15 protein-coding genes are annotated in these 15,574 nt (G+C 71.4%); 6 read left to right on the forward strand and 9 right to left on the reverse strand.

Annotated elements, in window-relative coordinates; all coding sequences use genetic code 11:
• Positions 1–466: 466 nt before the first annotated feature.
• On the forward strand, positions 467–2,080 hold the full coding sequence (locus AB0D49_RS25010) for an alpha/beta hydrolase (RefSeq protein ID WP_362761233.1): 1,614 nt from the start codon (positions 467–469) through the stop codon (positions 2,078–2,080).
• Positions 2,081–2,098: 18 nt separating this feature from the next.
• Here AB0D49_RS25010 and AB0D49_RS25015 read toward each other — a convergent pair whose 3' ends face one another.
• From AB0D49_RS25015 to AB0D49_RS25030, 4 genes are all read right to left on the reverse strand, one after another.
• On the reverse strand, positions 2,099–2,833 hold the full coding sequence (locus AB0D49_RS25015) for a lysophospholipid acyltransferase family protein (RefSeq protein ID WP_362761235.1): 735 nt from the start codon (positions 2,831–2,833) through the stop codon (positions 2,099–2,101).
• 267 nt (positions 2,834–3,100) lie between these two features.
• A complete protein-coding gene (rocD, locus tag AB0D49_RS25020) occupies positions 3,101–4,351 on the reverse strand; it encodes an ornithine--oxo-acid transaminase (RefSeq protein ID WP_362761237.1) in 1,251 nt (416 codons plus the stop codon).
• Complete coding sequence (gene ddaH, locus AB0D49_RS25025) at positions 4,351–5,256, reverse strand: dimethylargininase (RefSeq protein WP_362761239.1); 906 nt, start codon at positions 5,254–5,256, stop codon at positions 4,351–4,353. Before ddaH ends, rocD begins: the two co-directional genes overlap by 1 nt.
• A 98-nt stretch (positions 5,257–5,354) precedes the next feature.
• Positions 5,355–5,876, reverse strand: coding sequence for an Lrp/AsnC family transcriptional regulator (locus AB0D49_RS25030; protein ID WP_362761241.1), 522 nt, complete (start codon positions 5,874–5,876; stop codon positions 5,355–5,357).
• A 77-nt stretch (positions 5,877–5,953) separates the two neighbouring features.
• On the opposite strand from AB0D49_RS25030, the gene AB0D49_RS25035 reads away from it, so the two are divergent.
• The 4 genes from AB0D49_RS25035 (at position 5,954) to AB0D49_RS25050 (ending at position 10,137) form a co-directional block, all read left to right on the forward strand.
• The gene (locus AB0D49_RS25035; protein WP_362761243.1) at positions 5,954–6,715 is read left to right on the forward strand and encodes a response regulator transcription factor; all 762 of its coding nucleotides are present in this window, start codon (positions 5,954–5,956) and stop codon (positions 6,713–6,715) included.
• Between the two features lie 43 nt (positions 6,716–6,758).
• Positions 6,759–7,115 (forward strand): hypothetical protein, encoded by a 357-nt coding sequence (locus tag AB0D49_RS25040; protein WP_362761244.1) that lies wholly within the window; start codon positions 6,759–6,761, stop codon positions 7,113–7,115.
• A 95-nt stretch (positions 7,116–7,210) separates the two neighbouring features.
• On the forward strand, positions 7,211–8,941 hold the full coding sequence (locus AB0D49_RS25045) for a cation acetate symporter (RefSeq protein WP_362761246.1): 1,731 nt from the start codon (positions 7,211–7,213) through the stop codon (positions 8,939–8,941).
• Positions 8,938–10,137: a histidine kinase gene (locus AB0D49_RS25050; RefSeq protein ID WP_362761247.1), complete on the forward strand. Its 1,200-nt coding sequence runs from the start codon at positions 8,938–8,940 to the stop codon at positions 10,135–10,137. Before AB0D49_RS25045 ends, AB0D49_RS25050 begins: the two co-directional genes overlap by 4 nt.
• Positions 10,138–10,171: 34 nt before the next feature.
• On the opposite strand, the gene AB0D49_RS25055 is transcribed toward AB0D49_RS25050, so the two are convergent.
• From AB0D49_RS25055 to AB0D49_RS25075, 5 genes are all read right to left on the reverse strand, one after another.
• Positions 10,172–10,339: a hypothetical protein gene (locus AB0D49_RS25055; RefSeq protein WP_362761249.1), complete on the reverse strand. Its 168-nt coding sequence runs from the start codon at positions 10,337–10,339 to the stop codon at positions 10,172–10,174.
• Between the two features lie 44 nt (positions 10,340–10,383).
• Complete coding sequence (locus AB0D49_RS25060) at positions 10,384–11,334, reverse strand: cytochrome c oxidase assembly protein (RefSeq protein ID WP_362761251.1); 951 nt, start codon at positions 11,332–11,334, stop codon at positions 10,384–10,386.
• Positions 11,335–11,501: 167 nt separating this feature from the next.
• Complete coding sequence (locus AB0D49_RS25065; protein ID WP_362761253.1) at positions 11,502–12,527, reverse strand: 6-phosphofructokinase; 1,026 nt, start codon at positions 12,525–12,527, stop codon at positions 11,502–11,504.
• A 167-nt stretch (positions 12,528–12,694) separates the two neighbouring features.
• Positions 12,695–13,426, reverse strand: coding sequence for a glutamine amidotransferase (locus AB0D49_RS25070; RefSeq protein ID WP_362761255.1), 732 nt, complete (start codon positions 13,424–13,426; stop codon positions 12,695–12,697).
• Positions 13,427–13,520: 94 nt separating this feature from the next.
• A complete protein-coding gene (locus AB0D49_RS25075) occupies positions 13,521–14,759 on the reverse strand; it encodes a MurT ligase domain-containing protein (protein WP_362761257.1) in 1,239 nt (412 codons plus the stop codon).
• A 147-nt stretch (positions 14,760–14,906) separates the two neighbouring features.
• On the opposite strand from AB0D49_RS25075, the gene def reads away from it, so the two are divergent.
• Positions 14,907–15,449: a peptide deformylase gene (def, locus tag AB0D49_RS25080; RefSeq protein WP_362761259.1), complete on the forward strand. Its 543-nt coding sequence runs from the start codon at positions 14,907–14,909 to the stop codon at positions 15,447–15,449.
• The last annotated feature ends 125 nt before the right edge of the window (positions 15,450–15,574 follow it).

Here is a 15,574-nt window from a genome sequence, read left to right on the forward strand (position 1 = left end):
GGCGAGCCATCTGCTGGTCGGCTGCGGGTGGAGGGCTGTCGGGTGGCGGCCGGTCGGCCCTCGAGTGGTGGGCCGTCGGCTGGTCGGCCATCGGGTGGCCGGCCTCGGTTGGCCGGGTGGCGGCTGGTCGGCTGCGGGGTGGCCGGCCTCGGTTGGTCGGGTGGCGGCTGGTCGGCTGCGGGGTGGCTGGCCCAGGCCGGCTGTCGGGTGGCGGGCCGACGAGCTGGCCGACCCTGCCCGACGCGACCCTGCCCGACCCGACCCTGCCTGCCCCGACCCCGGCTGGCCAGTCGTCCGCTGACCGGTCGTCGGCGACCCGCCCGCGTCGGCTGGGGCGTCGCCCGTACAGCGAACATGACGATCCGGTTATCGGATTGGCAAAGAAGGCTCCCCCGCTCTGTTCTCAGCCGCTCCACAGCCGGAAGGATTCCCGTACGTTTTCGATTCGAGGTGCGGGAGGCTCCACTTGAGGGAGAAGAGAGCGAACAGACGGACCGTGGCGCTCGGTTCGGCCGGGACGCTGGTCGTCGCCACGCTGCTGGCCGGGGCCGTGACCGCCCCGACGGCCAGCGCGCAGGCACAGGACCGCGACGGTCTGCGCCACGGCAAGGACCGGGAGGCCGTCGGCACCGCCATCGCCGCCGCCCGCGCCGCGAAGACCGGCATCGACTGGAAGGACTGTCCCGCCGACTGGGGGCTGGAGAAGCCCATCCAGTGCGGTTGGGTCTCGGTGCCGCTCGACTACACCAAGCCGTACGGCAAGCAGCTCAAGATAGCCGTCGACCGGATCGGCAGCACCGGCACCAAGGACGAGCGGCAGGGCGCCCTCCTGTACAACCCCGGCGGCCCCGGCGGCTCCGGTCTGCGTTTCCCGCGCCGGGTCGTCACCCAGAACCCGATCTGGGCCAAGACCGCCAAGGCGTACGACTTCGTGGGCTTCGACCCGCGCGGCGTCGGCAAGTCCGCGCCCATCTCCTGCGTCGACCCCCAGGAGTTCGTGAAGGCGCCCAAGATGGACCCGGTGCCCGGCTCCGAGGCCGACAAGCGCGCCCAGCGCAAGCTGGCCCGCGAGTACGCCGAGGGCTGCTACGAGCGCAGCGCCGCGATGCTGCCGCACATGACCACCCCGAACACCGCCCGCGACCTGGACGTCATCCGGGCCGCCCTCGGCGAGAAGAAGCTGAACTTCGTCGGCGTCTCCTACGGCACCTACCTCGCCGCGGTGTACGGCACGCTCTTCCCGGGGCACGTCCGCCGCATGGTGGCCGACAGCGTCGTCAACCCGTCCCGCTCGAAGATCTGGTACCAGGCCAACCTGGACCAGGACGTGGCCTTCGAGATGCGCTGGAACGACTGGCAGGACTGGGTCGCCAGGAACGACGCCACCTTCCACCTCGGGGACACCCGCGCCGAGGTCCAGGCCAAGTGGCTGGAACTGCGCGCCACCGCGAAGAAGAACCCCCTTGGCGGGGTCGTCGGCCCGGCCGAGCTGATCTCCTTCTTCCAGAGCGCCCCCTACTACGACTCCTCGTGGGTGCCGGTCGCCACCGTCTTCAGCCGGTACGCCGCCGGTGACACCCAGGCCCTGGTGGACGCCGCCGCGCCGGACATGACGGACATCGCGGGCAACGCGGCCACCGAGAACGGCAACGCCGTCTACACCGCCGTCGAGTGCGCCGACGCCAAGTGGCCCACCGACTGGCGGACCTGGGACCGCGACAACACCCGGCTGCACCGCGACTATCCGTTCCTCACCTGGTCCAACGCCTGGATGAACCTGCCCTGCGCCACCTGGCCGGTCAAGCAGAACACCCCGGTCGATGTGAAGACCGGCAAGGGTCTGCCGCCGATCCTCATCGTGCAGGCCGAGCGGGACGCGGCCACGCCGTACGAGGGCGCGGTGGAGCTCCAGAAGCGGTTCAAGGGCTCCCGGCTGATCACCGAGAAGAACGCCGGTTCGCACGGGGTCACCAATCTGCTCAACCCCTGTGTCAACGACCGCGTCGAGGCCTACCTGCTGACCGGGAAGCTGGACGCCAAGAACGTGAGCTGCACCCCGCACGCGGTGCCCAAGCCGTAGGCCCGGCCGCTGGAGCGCTCAGCTCAGCGGCAGTCGCGGGAAACGACGGCGGCCCGGTTCCACGGGCCGCCGTTCGGCCGTCTCCTCCGCCTTCACCACGGCCGCGTACCGGTCGACGTACTCCTGCTCCGACAGGGTCAGGATCGCGTACATGATCTCGTCGGTGATCGCGCGCAGGATCGCCTTCTCGTGCTCCATCCCGGCGTAGCGGGAGAAGTCCAGCGGCTCGCCGAAGCGGATGGTGACGGGGTGGACGTTCGGGACGACCTTGCCGGGCGGCTGGGCCTCGAACGTGCCGATCATCGCGCACGGCACCACCGGCACGCCCGCCTTCAGCGCCATCACCGCCACACCGACCTTGCCCTTGTAGAGCCGTCCGTCGTGCGAACGGGTGCCCTCCGGGTAGATGCCGAGCAGCTCGCCCTTGGCCAGCACACCGAGGCCCTCGCGGATCGCGGCCTGTCCGGCGTCCTTGCCCGAGCGGTCCACGGGGATCTGCCCGGCGCTGCGGAAGAAAAAGGCGGTCAGCCGGCCCCGCAGTCCCGGACCGGTGAAGTACTCCGCCTTCGCCAGGAAGGTGATCCGGCGCTTGAGGACCGCCGGCATCAGGAAGTGGTCGGAGAACGAGAGATGGTTCCCGGCGACGATCGCCGCTCCCGCCGCCGGGACATGCTGGAGCCCCTCGATACGCGGGCGGAACACCACCCTCAGCAAGGGGCCCAGCAGGACGTACTTGAGCAGGTAATAGAACACCGCGGCTCGCTCCTCGTGTTCCCCCGGGGAGCGATCAGTGTAGGCGGGGACACGGACACCGGGAACCGCGCTCGCGGAGATCGGGAACGGATGCGTACGAACGGACCGCGCGAGCGGCTGCGCCGGGCCGCGTGACGTGGCCGCCGCGGTGGTCGTCGGCCGGGCGCGGGCCCGGTGGCGGCGTCTGCCGGTCGGGTCCGGGGGCGGTGCCCCGAGCCGCCCCCTGCCGCCGACCGGCCTACCACTCGGCACCCGGTACCCGGCCCCCTACGCCTCCAGCACCTTCCCCAGCGTCTCGATCGCCGCGCGCAGCTCCGTGTCGGTGATCGTCAGCGGTGGGGCCAGGCGGATGGTCGAGCCGTGGGTGTCCTTGACCAGGATGCCCTCCGCCATCAGCCGCTCGCTGATCTCCCGGCCGGTGCCGATCGACGGGTCGATGTCGACGCCCGCCCACAGTCCCCGGGAGCGGAAACCGATCACGCCCCGGCCGACCAGCTCGGTCAGGCCGTCCCGCAGCACCGCGCCCGCCTCCGTGGCCCGGCGCTGGAACTCGCCGGTCTCCAGCAGTTCCACGACGGCCGTGCCGACCGCGGCGGCCAGCGGGTTGCCGCCGAACGTCGAGCCGTGCTCGCCCGGCTTGAGCACCCCGAGCACCTCCCGGCTCCCGGCGACCGCCGACACCGGTACGATCCCGCCGCCGAGCGCCTTGCCCAGCAGGACGACATCGGGGACGACGCCCTCATGGTCGACGGCCAGCGTGCGCCCCGTACGGCCGAGGCCCGACTGGATCTCGTCGGCGATGAAGAGACAGCCTGCCCGGCGGGTCAGCTCGCGCACCCCGGTGAGATAGCCGTCGTCGGGGATGACGACCCCCGCCTCGCCCTGGATCGGCTCGATCAGGACCGCCGCCGTGGTCGCGTCGACCGCCGCCTCCAGCGCGGCCAGGTCGTTGTACGGCACGATCCGGAAGCCCGGGGTGAACGGGCCGAAGCCGGCGCGGGCGGTCTCGTCCGTGGAGAAGCTGACGATCGTCGTCGTCCGGCCGTGGAAGTTGTCGGACGCCACCACGATCGTCGCCTGGTCGGCGGGGACGCCCTTCACCTCGTAGGCCCATTTGCGGGCCACCTTGATGCCGCTCTCCACCGCTTCCGCGCCGGTGTTCATCGGCAGCATCATGTCCTGGCCGACCAGCGCGGTCAGCCGCTCGGCGAACTCGGCCAGCCGGTCGTTGTGGAAGGCCCGGGAGGTCAGGGTGAGCCGGTCGAGCTGGCGGTGCGCGGCCTCGATCAGGGCCGGGTGGCGGTGGCCGAAGTTCAGCGCCGAGTACCCGGCGAGCATGTCCAGCAGGCGGCGGCCCTCGACGTCCTCCACCCAGGCGCCCTCCGCGGCGGCGACGACCACCGGCAGCGGATGGTAGTTGTGCGCGAGGACCGGCTCCTCGGCGCGGATCAGCTCGGCGGACGTACGGGCGTCGGGGGCGGGGGCTGCGGCGCGGTCGGTGCCGGCGGTCGCGGTCATCAGCGGATCTCCTGGGTGCAGCACTTGATGCCACCGCCGGCCTTGTGGAACTCGGACAGGTCGACGGGGACGGGGACATAGCCGTGGGCGTCCAGCCGGGCGGCGAGCGCCTCGGCGCGCGGGGCGATGAAGACATGACGGCCGTCGGACACCGAGTTCAGGCCGAAGACCATCGCGTCGGCGCGGGTGGCCTCCACCGCGTCCGGGTAGAGCCGGCGGAGCACCTCACGGCTGCCCGCCGAGAAGGCGTCCGGGTAGTACGCGATGTTGTCGTCGTCCAGCACGAACAGCGCCGTGTCGAGATGGTAGAAGTGCGGGTCCACCAGGGTCAGGCTGATCACCGGGTGCCCGAAGAACTCCTGCACCTCGCGGTGCGCGTCACGGGTGGTGCGGAAACCGGTCCCGGCCAGCACGTACCGGCCCGTCCAGACGAGGTCGCCCTCGCCCTCGCAGACCGACGCGGGACGGTGGACGTCGTAGCCCGCCGTGGTGAACCAGCTGTCGTAGTGGGTCGACTCGGGGCGGCGCTCCGGCGCGTGGAACAGGGAGCCGAAGACCCGGCCGTCCACGACGACCGCCGAGTTCGCCGCGAACACCATGTCGGGCAGCCCGGGGACCGGCTCGACGGCGTCCACGGTGTGGCCGTGCGCCCGGTAGGCGCCGAGCAGCGACTGCCACTGCTCCTGGGCCAGATCGACGTCGACCTTGACGTCGGGATGCATCCAGGGGTTGATCGCGTACTGCACGGCGAAGTGTCTGGGTTCGCAGACGAGGTAGCGCCGCCGGCGCGGCACACGGGTGTCGGTCACAGAGGGGTGCCTCCGCTTCCTGCGTGATGACGATGACGTCGTGGGGACGACGACGGGGGTGACATCAACGGTAGAAACACCGGATACGGGCGACAAGCGACGAGAGCTGCGTGTCGGCGCAGGAACGCTGCGTGTTGATCAGCTTTCACGCAGGAGTGTTGCGTGAGGGCAGGGGGAGTGTCCGGCGCCCCCGCTCAGGGCCGCGCCACGCCCTGCGAGGCTGGTGGCGCCGGTGGTGCCGCCTGGGTCGCGCCCGCCTCCGGGGACTCCGGGATCAGATGCGACAGCACCATCACACTGATCGTCTTCCGGATGAACGGCTCGGTGCGGATCCGCTCCAGCACCTCCTCGAAATGGCCCACGTCCCGTGCCCTGACATGCAGCAGCGCGTCCGCCCCGCCGGTCACCGTCATCGCGGCGGCGATCTCCGGATGGTTGCGCACCACCTCCGCCAGCCGCCGCGGCGGCGCCGCGCCCTCGCAGTACACCTCGACATACGCCTCGGTCCGCCAGCCCAGCGCCGCCGGGGTCACGGTCGCCGTGAACCCGGTGATCACCCCCGTCTCCCGCAGCCGGTCCACCCGCCGTTTGACCGCCGTCGACGACAGCCCGATCTCCGTGCCGATCTCCGCGAAGCTGGTCCTCGCGTTGGCCATCAGAGCGGTGATGATCTTCCGGTCGAGTGCGTCGAAGACCGATGCCGGGCCGCTGTTCATGCGGGCACTCTAGCCAGCCCAATGGCTTGTGCCCGGCACATGTGCAGGCGTGCGGATTCCTTTTAGACTCCACGTTCATGCTGCGCGCCCTGGCTGTCGACGACGAACGGCCCTCCCTGGAGGAGCTGGTGTACCTGCTGAACGCGGACCCGCGGATCGGCACCGCCGAGGGCGCGGGCGACGCGACCGAGGCGCTGCGCCGGATCAACCGCGCCCTGGAGTGCGGTCCGAACGGCGCCGAGGCCATCGACGTGGTGTTCCTCGACATCAACATGCCCGGCCTGGACGGACTCGACCTCGCCCGGCTGCTCACCGGCTTCGCCCGGCCCCCGCTGGTCGTCTTCGTCACCGCGCACGAGGACTTCGCCGTGCAGGCGTTCGACCTCAAGGCCGTCGACTACATCCTGAAACCCGTCCGCAGGGAGCGCCTCGCCGAAGCGGTGCGCCGGGCCGCCGAACTGCGCGCCCCCGACCAGGCCGCCGCCCCGCGCATCCCGGTGCACGAGCCCGACCCCGACCACATCCCCGTCGAGCTGGGCGGTATCACCCGCTTCGTCGCCGTCGACGACATCACCCATGTCGAGGCGCAGGGCGACTACGCCCGGCTGCACACCGCCAAGGGCAGCCATCTGGTCCGCATCCCGGTCTCCACCCTTGAGGAGCGCTGGCGCTCGCGCGGGTTCGTCCGCATCCACCGCCGCCATCTCGTCGCCCTGCGCCATGTCGGGGAACTCCGGCTCGACGCGGGCACGGTCAGTGTGGTGGTCGGCGCCGAGGAACTCCAGGTCAGCCGCCGCCACGCCCGTGAACTGCGCGATCTGCTGATGAGGAGGACCTGACGGTGCCCGCCATCCCCGACGCCCCGCTCCGGAGGTCCTGAGTATGCCCCCCGAGCCCACCGAACGCCGGACCGTCGTCACCGGCCCGCCCCGCCGCACCGGCCGCCGCACCGGCTACTACCGCCCCCGCACCGAGATCGACGAACAGACCACCCTCGGCCACACCTACGTCCGCTCCCTCATGCGCAGCCAGCTGCGCGCCGCGCTCGCCGTGTTCGCCGTCCTCGCCCTGCTCGTCGCCCCGCTGCCGCTGCTGTTCGCCGTCGCCCCCGACGCCCGCCTGGAATGGGCCGTCCTCGGCTTCGGCGTCTACGTCCCGCTCATCCTGCTGGCCCGCTGGTACGTCCGCCGCGCCGAACGCAACGAACGCGACTTCGTACGGCTCGTCGAGGACCGTTGAGGACCACCGAGGACCGTAGAGGACGACCGAGGACCGATGAGGACCGTAGAGGACCGCTGAGGACCGATGAGGACCGCTGAGGCCGGGGGGCCGACATGAACTCCGGGTACACCGTCACCGCCGTCGCCCTCGTCGTCGTCGCGACCGTGCTCGTCGGCGCGTTCGGGCTGCGCATATCCCGGACCACCTCCGACTTCTACGTCGCCTCCCGCACCGTGGGCCCCCGGCTGAACGCCGCCGCCATCAGCGGCGAGTACCTCTCCGCCGCCTCCTTCCTCGGCATCGCCGGACTCGTCCTCGTCCAGGGCCCCGACATGCTCTGGTACCCGGTCGGCTACACCGCCGGATACCTGGTCCTGCTGCTGTTCGTCGCCGCCCCGCTGCGCCGCTCCGGCGCCTACACGCTGCCCGACTTCGCCGAGGCCCGGCTCGCCTCCCAGGCCGTACGGCGGCTCGCCGGGGCGTTCGTGGTCGGCGTCGGCTGGCTGTATCTGCTGCCCCAGCTCCAGAGCGCCGGACTCACCCTGGCCGTCGTCACCGGCGCCCCCGCCTCCCTCGGCGGGATCATCGTCGCCGTCGTCGTCACCGCGACCGTCGCGGCCGGCGGGATGCGCAGCATCACCTTCGTCCAGGCGTTCCAGTACTGGCTCAAGCTGACCGCCCTCCTCGTCCCCGCCCTGTTCCTGGCGCTGGCCTGGCAGAGCGACGGCGCTCCCCTGCACGCCTTCGACGAACCCGGCGCCTTCCGCGACCAGCGCGCGGTCACCGTCGACAGCACCCTCGACCTCCGCCTCGACCGCCCGCTCACCGTCACCGTGGACGGCACCGTCGACGGCCGTGACCACCGCTCCACCCCGGTCACCCTGGACACCGGCACCCACCGTGTCGAGGGCGGCACCCGCCTCACCTTCACCCCGGGCGACCCGGTCCCCGCCGCCCAGCGCGACGCGGGCGGCGGCCTGTCCACCTCGTTCGCCGACGGCCGCGAGGAACGCCCCCTCTACGCCACCTACGGGCTGATCCTCGCCACCTTCCTCGGCACCATGGGCCTGCCCCATGTCGTCGTCCGCTTCTACACCAGCCCGCACGGCGTCGCCGCCCGCCGCACCACCGTCGCCGTCCTCGCCCTGATCGGCGGCTTCTATCTGCTGCCCCCGGTCTACGGCGCCCTCGGCCGGATCTACGCCCCCGAACTCACCCTCAGCGGAGACGCCGACGCCGTCGTCCTGCTGCTCCCGGAACGGGTCATCGGCGGTCTCGGCGGGGATCTCCTCGGCGCGCTGATCGCCGGGGGCGCCTTCGCCGCGTTCCTGTCCACCGCGTCCGGCCTCACCATGGCCGTCGCCGGGGTCCTCACCCAGGACGTCCTGCCCACCCGGGGCGTACGCCACTTCCGGCTCGGCACCGTCCTCGCCATGGCCCCGCCGCTCGCCGCGAGCGTCCTGGTCGGCGGGCTGCCCGTGGCCGACGCCGTCGGCCTCGCCTTCGCCGTCTCCGCGTCCTCGTTCTGCCCGCTGCTGGTCCTCGGCATCTGGTGGCGCCGCCTCACCCCGCACGGCGCGGCGGCCGGGATGCTCATCGGCGGCGGCTCCGCCTTCCTCGCCGTCACCACCACCATGGCCGGGCTGCCCGGCACCGGCTGGCTGCACACCCTGCTCGCCTGGCCCGCCGTCTGGTCCGTCCCGTTCGGCTTCCTCACCATGATCCTGGTCTCCCTCGCCACCCCCGGCCGGGTGCCCGCCGGAACGGCCGCGATCCTCGCCCGCTTCCATCTTCCGGAAGATCTGAACCAGGGCCATGCCCCGACACGTGAGGTGAGGGTGTGAGCGGATTCGTCGCCGGACTGTGTGTCGCCGTACTGCCGCTGCTCGCCGCCGGTTTCTGGTTCGGCAGACGCACGGCCCGCCCCGACAGCCTCGCCGGGCTCGGCACCCCCCTGGAACACGCCACGTTCCAGACCCTGCACACCGCGTCCCTCGCCGCCCCGCCGCTGCGGGCCGGGCTCACCGAGGAGACCGCGCGCCGCTCCGCCCGCCGTCTGCGCACCCTGCTCGGCACCGACGCCCTCTGCCTCACCGACACCAGCCAGGTGCTCACCTGGGACGGCGTCGGCGGCCACCACCGCGCCGAGATCATGGAGCGGCTCGCCGGACCCCTGGACACCGGCCGCGGCGAAGCCTTCCCCCTGGTCTGCGACGCCCCCGACTGCCCGGTCCGCTGGGCGGTCGTCGCCCCCCTCACCGTCGACGAACGGGTGCACGGGGCGCTGGTCGCCTGCGCACCCCGGGAGTCCGCCGTCCTCGTCCGGGCCGCCGGGGAGGTCGCCCGCTGGGTCTCCGTCCAGCTGGAACTGGCCGATCTCGACCAGTCCCGCACCCGGCTGATCGAGGCCGAGATCAAGGCCCTGCGTGCCCAGATCTCCCCGCACTTCATCTTCAACTCGCTCGCGGTGATCGCCTCGTTCGTGCGCACCGACCCCGAGCACGCCCGTGAGCTGCTGCTGGAGTTCGCCGACTTCACCCGCTACTCGTTCCGCAAGCGCGGCGACTTCACCACCCTCGCCGACGAACTGCACGCCATCGACCAGTACCTGTCGCTGGCCCGCGCCCGGTTCGGCGACCGGCTCGCCGTCACCCTCCAGATCGCCCCCGAGGTCCTGCCGGTCGCCCTGCCCTTCCTCTGCCTCCAGCCCCTGGTGGAGAACGCCGTCAAACACGGCCTCGAAGAGCGCGCCACCAAATGCCGGATCAGCATCACCGCCCAGGACGCCGGGCAGGAGGCCCTGGTCGTCATCGAGGACGACGGCGCGGGCATGGACCCCGCCGCGCTGCACCGCATCCTCGCCGGTGAGGTCAGCCCGTCCGGCGGCATCGGCCTGTCCAACGTCGACGACCGGCTCCGCCAGGTCTACGGCGACGACCACGGCCTGGTGATCGAGACCGCCCCCGGCGCCGGAATGAAGATCACCGCCCGGCTGCCCAAGTACCAGCCGGGCGTACACCCCGCACCGGGCCTGACCTGACCAGACCCCGGCCCGCTCACCCCTGTCACCCCTGTCACCCCTTGGTGGCCACCATCCCCAGCGTGATCAGCCCCAGCACCACCCAGCCGAACCACAGCCAGCCATTGGAACCGAGCGTCACCGAGTACGCCGTCACCGCGACAAGACCGCCGACGGTGAGCACTCCCATCGTCTTCGTGGAACCGTCCGTGGAACCGGGCATCGCGCCACCCTCCTCATGGTTCGGTCCCTCCATGGTGCCCCGAGTCAGCGGCTTCGGGCGTGCAGCGAGGCCAGATAGGCGTTGTACTCCGCCAGCTCCTTGTCCCCGTCCCGGTCGGCGGCCCGGTCCTGGCGCTTGGCCTGCCGCTGGTCGGAGGCGTACCACTGGAAGATCAGCGCGATCAGCACCAGCACCGACGGGATCTCACTGAACGCCCAGGCGATCCCCCCCGCCGCGTTCTGGTCCGACAGCGCGTCGATCCCGAGCGAGCCGGGCGGATTCGCGTACGTGCCCACCATCGGCTCGGACGCCATCATCAGCGCGATACCGAAGAAGGCGTGGAAGGGCATGCCCGCGAACAGCTCCAGCATCCGCATCAGATAGCCCGGCCGGTGCGGGCCCGGGTCGATGCCCATGATCGGCCAGAAGAACACCAGACCGACCGCGAGGAAGTGCACCATCATCGCGATGTGCCCCGGCTTGGACTCCATCAGGAAGTCGAACAGCGGCGTGAAGTACAGCCCGTACAGCGAGGCGATGAACAGCGGGATGGTGAACACCGGGTGGGTCACGATCCGCATGTACCGGCTGTGCAGCACCGCCAGCAGCAGCTCACGCGGCCCCTTGCGGCCCCGCCCGGCGGGCGGCAGCGCGCGCAGCGCCAGCGTGATCGGCGCGCCCAGCAGGATCAGGATCGGCGACAGCATACTGATGACCATGTGCTGCACCATGTGCACGCTGAACATGACCATGCCGTAGTCATTCAGCTTGGTGCACATCACCAGCATGATGCTCAGCACCCCGACGGCGAACGCCACGGTCCGCCCGACCGGCCACTTGTCCCCGCGCCGGGTCAGCCGCAGGACCCCCCACCCGTACAGCCCGAGCCCCACCAGACACGCCACGAGGAAGAACGGATCGGGCGACCACTCCAGCCCACGCCCCAGCGTGAACGGCGCCAGATCCATCTCCATGCCGTGCCCGCTGTGCTCCATGCCCGGCTCCTGATTCGTGGGGGATGTACGAAAACGTCCGCCCACAGAGTAGAACCGCGCCGGATGACCTTGGCGGCGGGGGGTGGGTGTCTAGGGGCGCTGGGGGTGCCCCCTCTGGGGGAGGAACTGCGCGACCAGCCAGGACGCACCCGCACCCGCCGACGTACCTAAAGCACGCACTCCGCCTCGTCGTACCGATCTTCCGGCACCGTCTTCAACGTCTCCACGGCCTCCCCCAACGGAACCATCACGATCTCGGTCCCCTTGAGCGCGGTCATCATCCCGAACTCCCCCCGATGCGCCGCCTCCACCGCATGCCAACCGAACCGCGTCGCCAGCACCCGGTCATAGGCCGTCGGAGTACCACCGCGCTGCACATGCCCGAGGATCACCGGCCGTGCCTCCTTGCCGAGTCGCGCCTCCAGCTCGATGGACAGCTGCCGGGCGACCCCCGCGAACCGCTCGTGCCCGTAGATGTCCGTGCCGCCCTCGTCGAACGCCATGGACCCGGGCCGCGGCTTCGCCCCCTCCGCGACGACCACGATCGCGAACCGCTTGCCCGCCGCGAACCGGGCGCCGACCTTCGCGGTCAGCTCCTCGATGTCGAACGGCCGCTCCGGCACGACCACGGCGTGCGCCCCGGCCGCCATCCCGGAGTGCAGCGCGATCCACCCGGTGTGCCGTCCCATGACCTCCACGATCAGCACCCGCTGGTGCGACTCGGCGGTGGTCTTCAGCCGGTCGAGCGCCTCCGTGGCGACGGTCACCGCGGTGTCGAAACCGAAGGTCACATCGGTGACCGCGATGTCGTTGTCGATGGTCTTCGGGACCCCGACTATGGGCAGTCCGCCGTCGGACAGCAGCCGGGCCGCCTTGAGCGTGCCCTCACCGCCGATCGGGATGATGGCGTCGAGCCCCAGCTCGGCGACATGCCCCTTGGCGCGCTGCACACCGTCGCGCAGATGCTCGGGGCGGACCCGGGAGGAGCCGAGGATGGTGCCGCCGCGGGTCAGGATGCCGGCCACGGCGTCCAGGTCGAGCTTGAGGTAGTCGCCCTCCAGGAGACCTTTCCAGCCGTCCCGGAATCCGATGACCTCGTCGCCGTGGTCGACGACGGCACGGTGCACGACGGACCGGATGACGGCGTTCAGGCCGGGGCAGTCGCCGCCGGACGTGAGGACACCAATGCGCATAGCCCGAAATACCTTCTCGACGTGGGCCGGGTCCGGACCGCGCTGTCCGGCTCGATCCCCGCCACCCTAGCGGCACACCGGGGCCCCGCCCCACCCTGCGTCCGACAGCTGGACGACCCCGCTCACCTGTGCGGACACCCCGTCAGACGGGCTGGTGACAGGCCCGGCTACGCGGTCTGCTGCTGTGCGGAAGCGATCCGCTCGTTGCGCAGCGCCTCGTACCAGCGGTCGTCGGTCGGCGGCAGCGCGTTCACATCGAGCGCCAGCTTCAGCAGCAGATCGGCGATCAGCGGATTGCGGGCCAGCACCGGACCGTGCATGTAGGTGCCGAAGACCGTGTCGTTGAACGCGCCCTCCGTGCCGTCGCCCGTGCCGTTGCCGTTGCCGAACCGGACCCGGGCCAGCGGGCGGGCGGTGGGGCCCAGGTGGGTGACGCCCTGGTGGTTCTCGAAGCCGGTCAGCGGCGGCAGCCCGAGCCGCGGGTCGATGTCGCCGAGCACGTCGCCGACGCACCGCTCGCCCTCGCCGCGCGTGGACACCACGTCGAGCAGCCCGAGACCCGGCTCGCGCTGGCCGAGGTCGTTGATGAACTCGTGCCCGAGGATCTGGTAGCCCGCGCACACCGAGAACACGATCGCCCCGTTGGCCACCGCCCGGTGCAGTCCGCCGTCCCGGCGCAGCCGCTCGGCCGCCAGCCGCTGCGGACGGTCCTCACCGCCGCCGATCAGATAGATGTCGCCGGACGTGGGGATCGGCTGGTCGCTGCGCACGTCCAGCCGGGCCACGTCCAGCCCGCGCTGCCGCGCCCGGCGCTCCACGACGAGGACATTGCCCTGGTCGCCGTAGGTGCTGAGCAGGTCCGGATAGATCCAGACGATCCGGAGGCTGTTGTCGCTCATGAAAGTGATCGTCCCCTGTGCTCGGTGCGCTGCGTTCGTGATGCTCTGCGTTCGTGGTGCGCGGTGTCCGTGGTGCGTCGCGTTCCCGGTGCGCTCAGTTGCCGACGCGGCGGCGCAGGTCCTGGAAGGCGGTGTAGTTCGCGATGACCTCGATCCGGCCGGGCGGGGCCAGCTGCACCGCCTGGTCGACGGTCTCGCAGACCTGGAACTGCTGGTTGGCGACCTCGAGGCGGACCGCGAGGTCGAGCCGCCGGTCGCCGACCACGAAGATCGGGTGGCCGGTCAGCCGGGTGTAGTCCACGTCCCACAGCCAGGAGGTGTCCGTGCCGTCGGCACCGCGCGCGTTCACCGAGAGGATCACCGGCGTGGGCGGCGGGTCGATCAGCGAGAACGTCTCCAGCCAGCCAGCCGGGTTCTTCGCCAGCAGCAGCCGCAGCTCACGGTTCATGAAGTGGACGACGTCGTACCGGCCGGCCACCGCCTGCACCTGGTACATCCGCTCCAGCGCGACCTGCGGCGGCACCCCGAACACGGCGGCGACGGCGGCGGAGGTCGCCGCGTTGGCCTTGTTGGCGCGGCCCGGCAGCTGGAGGTGGATCGGCCATGCCTGGCCGTGCGGGTCGAGGACGTGGTCGCCGGAGAGCGCCCAGGTCGGCACCGGGCGGCGGAAACCGCACTGACCGCAGAACCAGTCGTCGCCGGGGCGCTGCATCACACCGCCGCAGGACGGGCAGGACCAGGCGTCGTCCTTCCACATCTGCCCGACGGCGACCCAGATGACGTTCGGCGAGGACGAGGCCGCCCACACCACCAGCGGGTCGTCGGCGTTGGCCACGACCACGGCCTTCGACCCGGCGAGGCCCTCCCGCCAGTTCTCGGCCAGCATCCGGGTCTCGGCGGCCCGGTCGAGCTGATCGCGGGAGAGGTTCAGCAGGGCGATGCACTTGGGGTCGGTGTCCCGGGCGACCCCGGCGAGATACTTCTCGTCGACCTCGATGACACCGAACTTGGCGTCCGAGCGCCCGGCCAGCGCCGAGGTGATCCCGGCGGGCATGTTGGCGCCCAGCGCGTTGGAGACGACCGGTCCGGCCGCGCGCAGCGCCTCGGCGATCAGCCGGGTGGTGGTGGTCTTGCCGTTGGTCGCCGAGACCAGGGTCACGTCCAGGCTCTGGGCGAGCCGGGCGAGGAGGTCGGGGTCGAGTTTGAGGGCCACCTTGCCGCCGATCACCGATCCGCTGCCGCGCCCCGCGGCGCGCGACGCCGCCGCGACCGCCTTTCCCGCGGTCACGGCGAGCTTGGCCCGCGGCGTGAGCGGGTCCGAGTTCCCTGCCATCAGTTCCCGATCCTCCTTGCGTACGCGCCGCGCCGAACGCCTTACGGCAACGGTGTGGACTCAGCCTATCGAGCAACACTCACCTGCCCGAATCGCGGCCTGCGCCTGCGCGGCGGGCGTGAACCGAACGAACCGTACCCTTCGATCATGCGACACGGTTCGATTCCGGGTGCCCACGGGCGCGTCCGGCCCCTCACTCTGCTCGGTGACCCGATCCTTCACACACCCTGCACCGAAGTCACCGATTTCGGCCCCGAACTCGCCCGCTTGGTGGAGGACTTGTTCGCCACGATGTACGCCGCCCAGGGGGTCGGTCTGGCCGCGAATCAGGTGGGGGAGGGGGTACGGGTCTTCGTCTACGACTGCCCGGACGACGATGACGTACGTCACCTGGGACATGTGGTGAACCCACATTTGGTGGAGGCGGACGGTGTGGTGGTGCGGGGGCCGGAGGGATGTCTGTCGCTGCCGGGTCTTGAGGCCGGGACGGAGCGGTACGACCACGCGGTGGTCGAGGGGTTCACGGCGACGGGGGAGCGGGTGCGGGTGCATGGGACCGGGTTCTTCGCGCGGTGCCTTCAGCATGAGTGCGATCACGTGGAGGGGCGGGTGTTCGCGGATCGGGTCACGGGGTGGCGGCGGTGGTGGTTGATGCGGAGGGTCGCGCGAGCGCCGTGGGGGAGGGCCTAGCGCTGGCGGGTGCGGGTGGTCTGTGGCTGGTCGCGCAGTTCCCCGCGCCCCCGATACCACCGGCGAGAAGCCCTGGACCGCCATCGACAGCAGCGCCGCGAGGATCACCGACGCGGTGAACCCGG

The organism is Streptomyces sp. NPDC048290, from assembly GCF_040652095.1.
Lineage (GTDB): Bacteria > Actinomycetota > Actinomycetes > Streptomycetales > Streptomycetaceae > Streptomyces.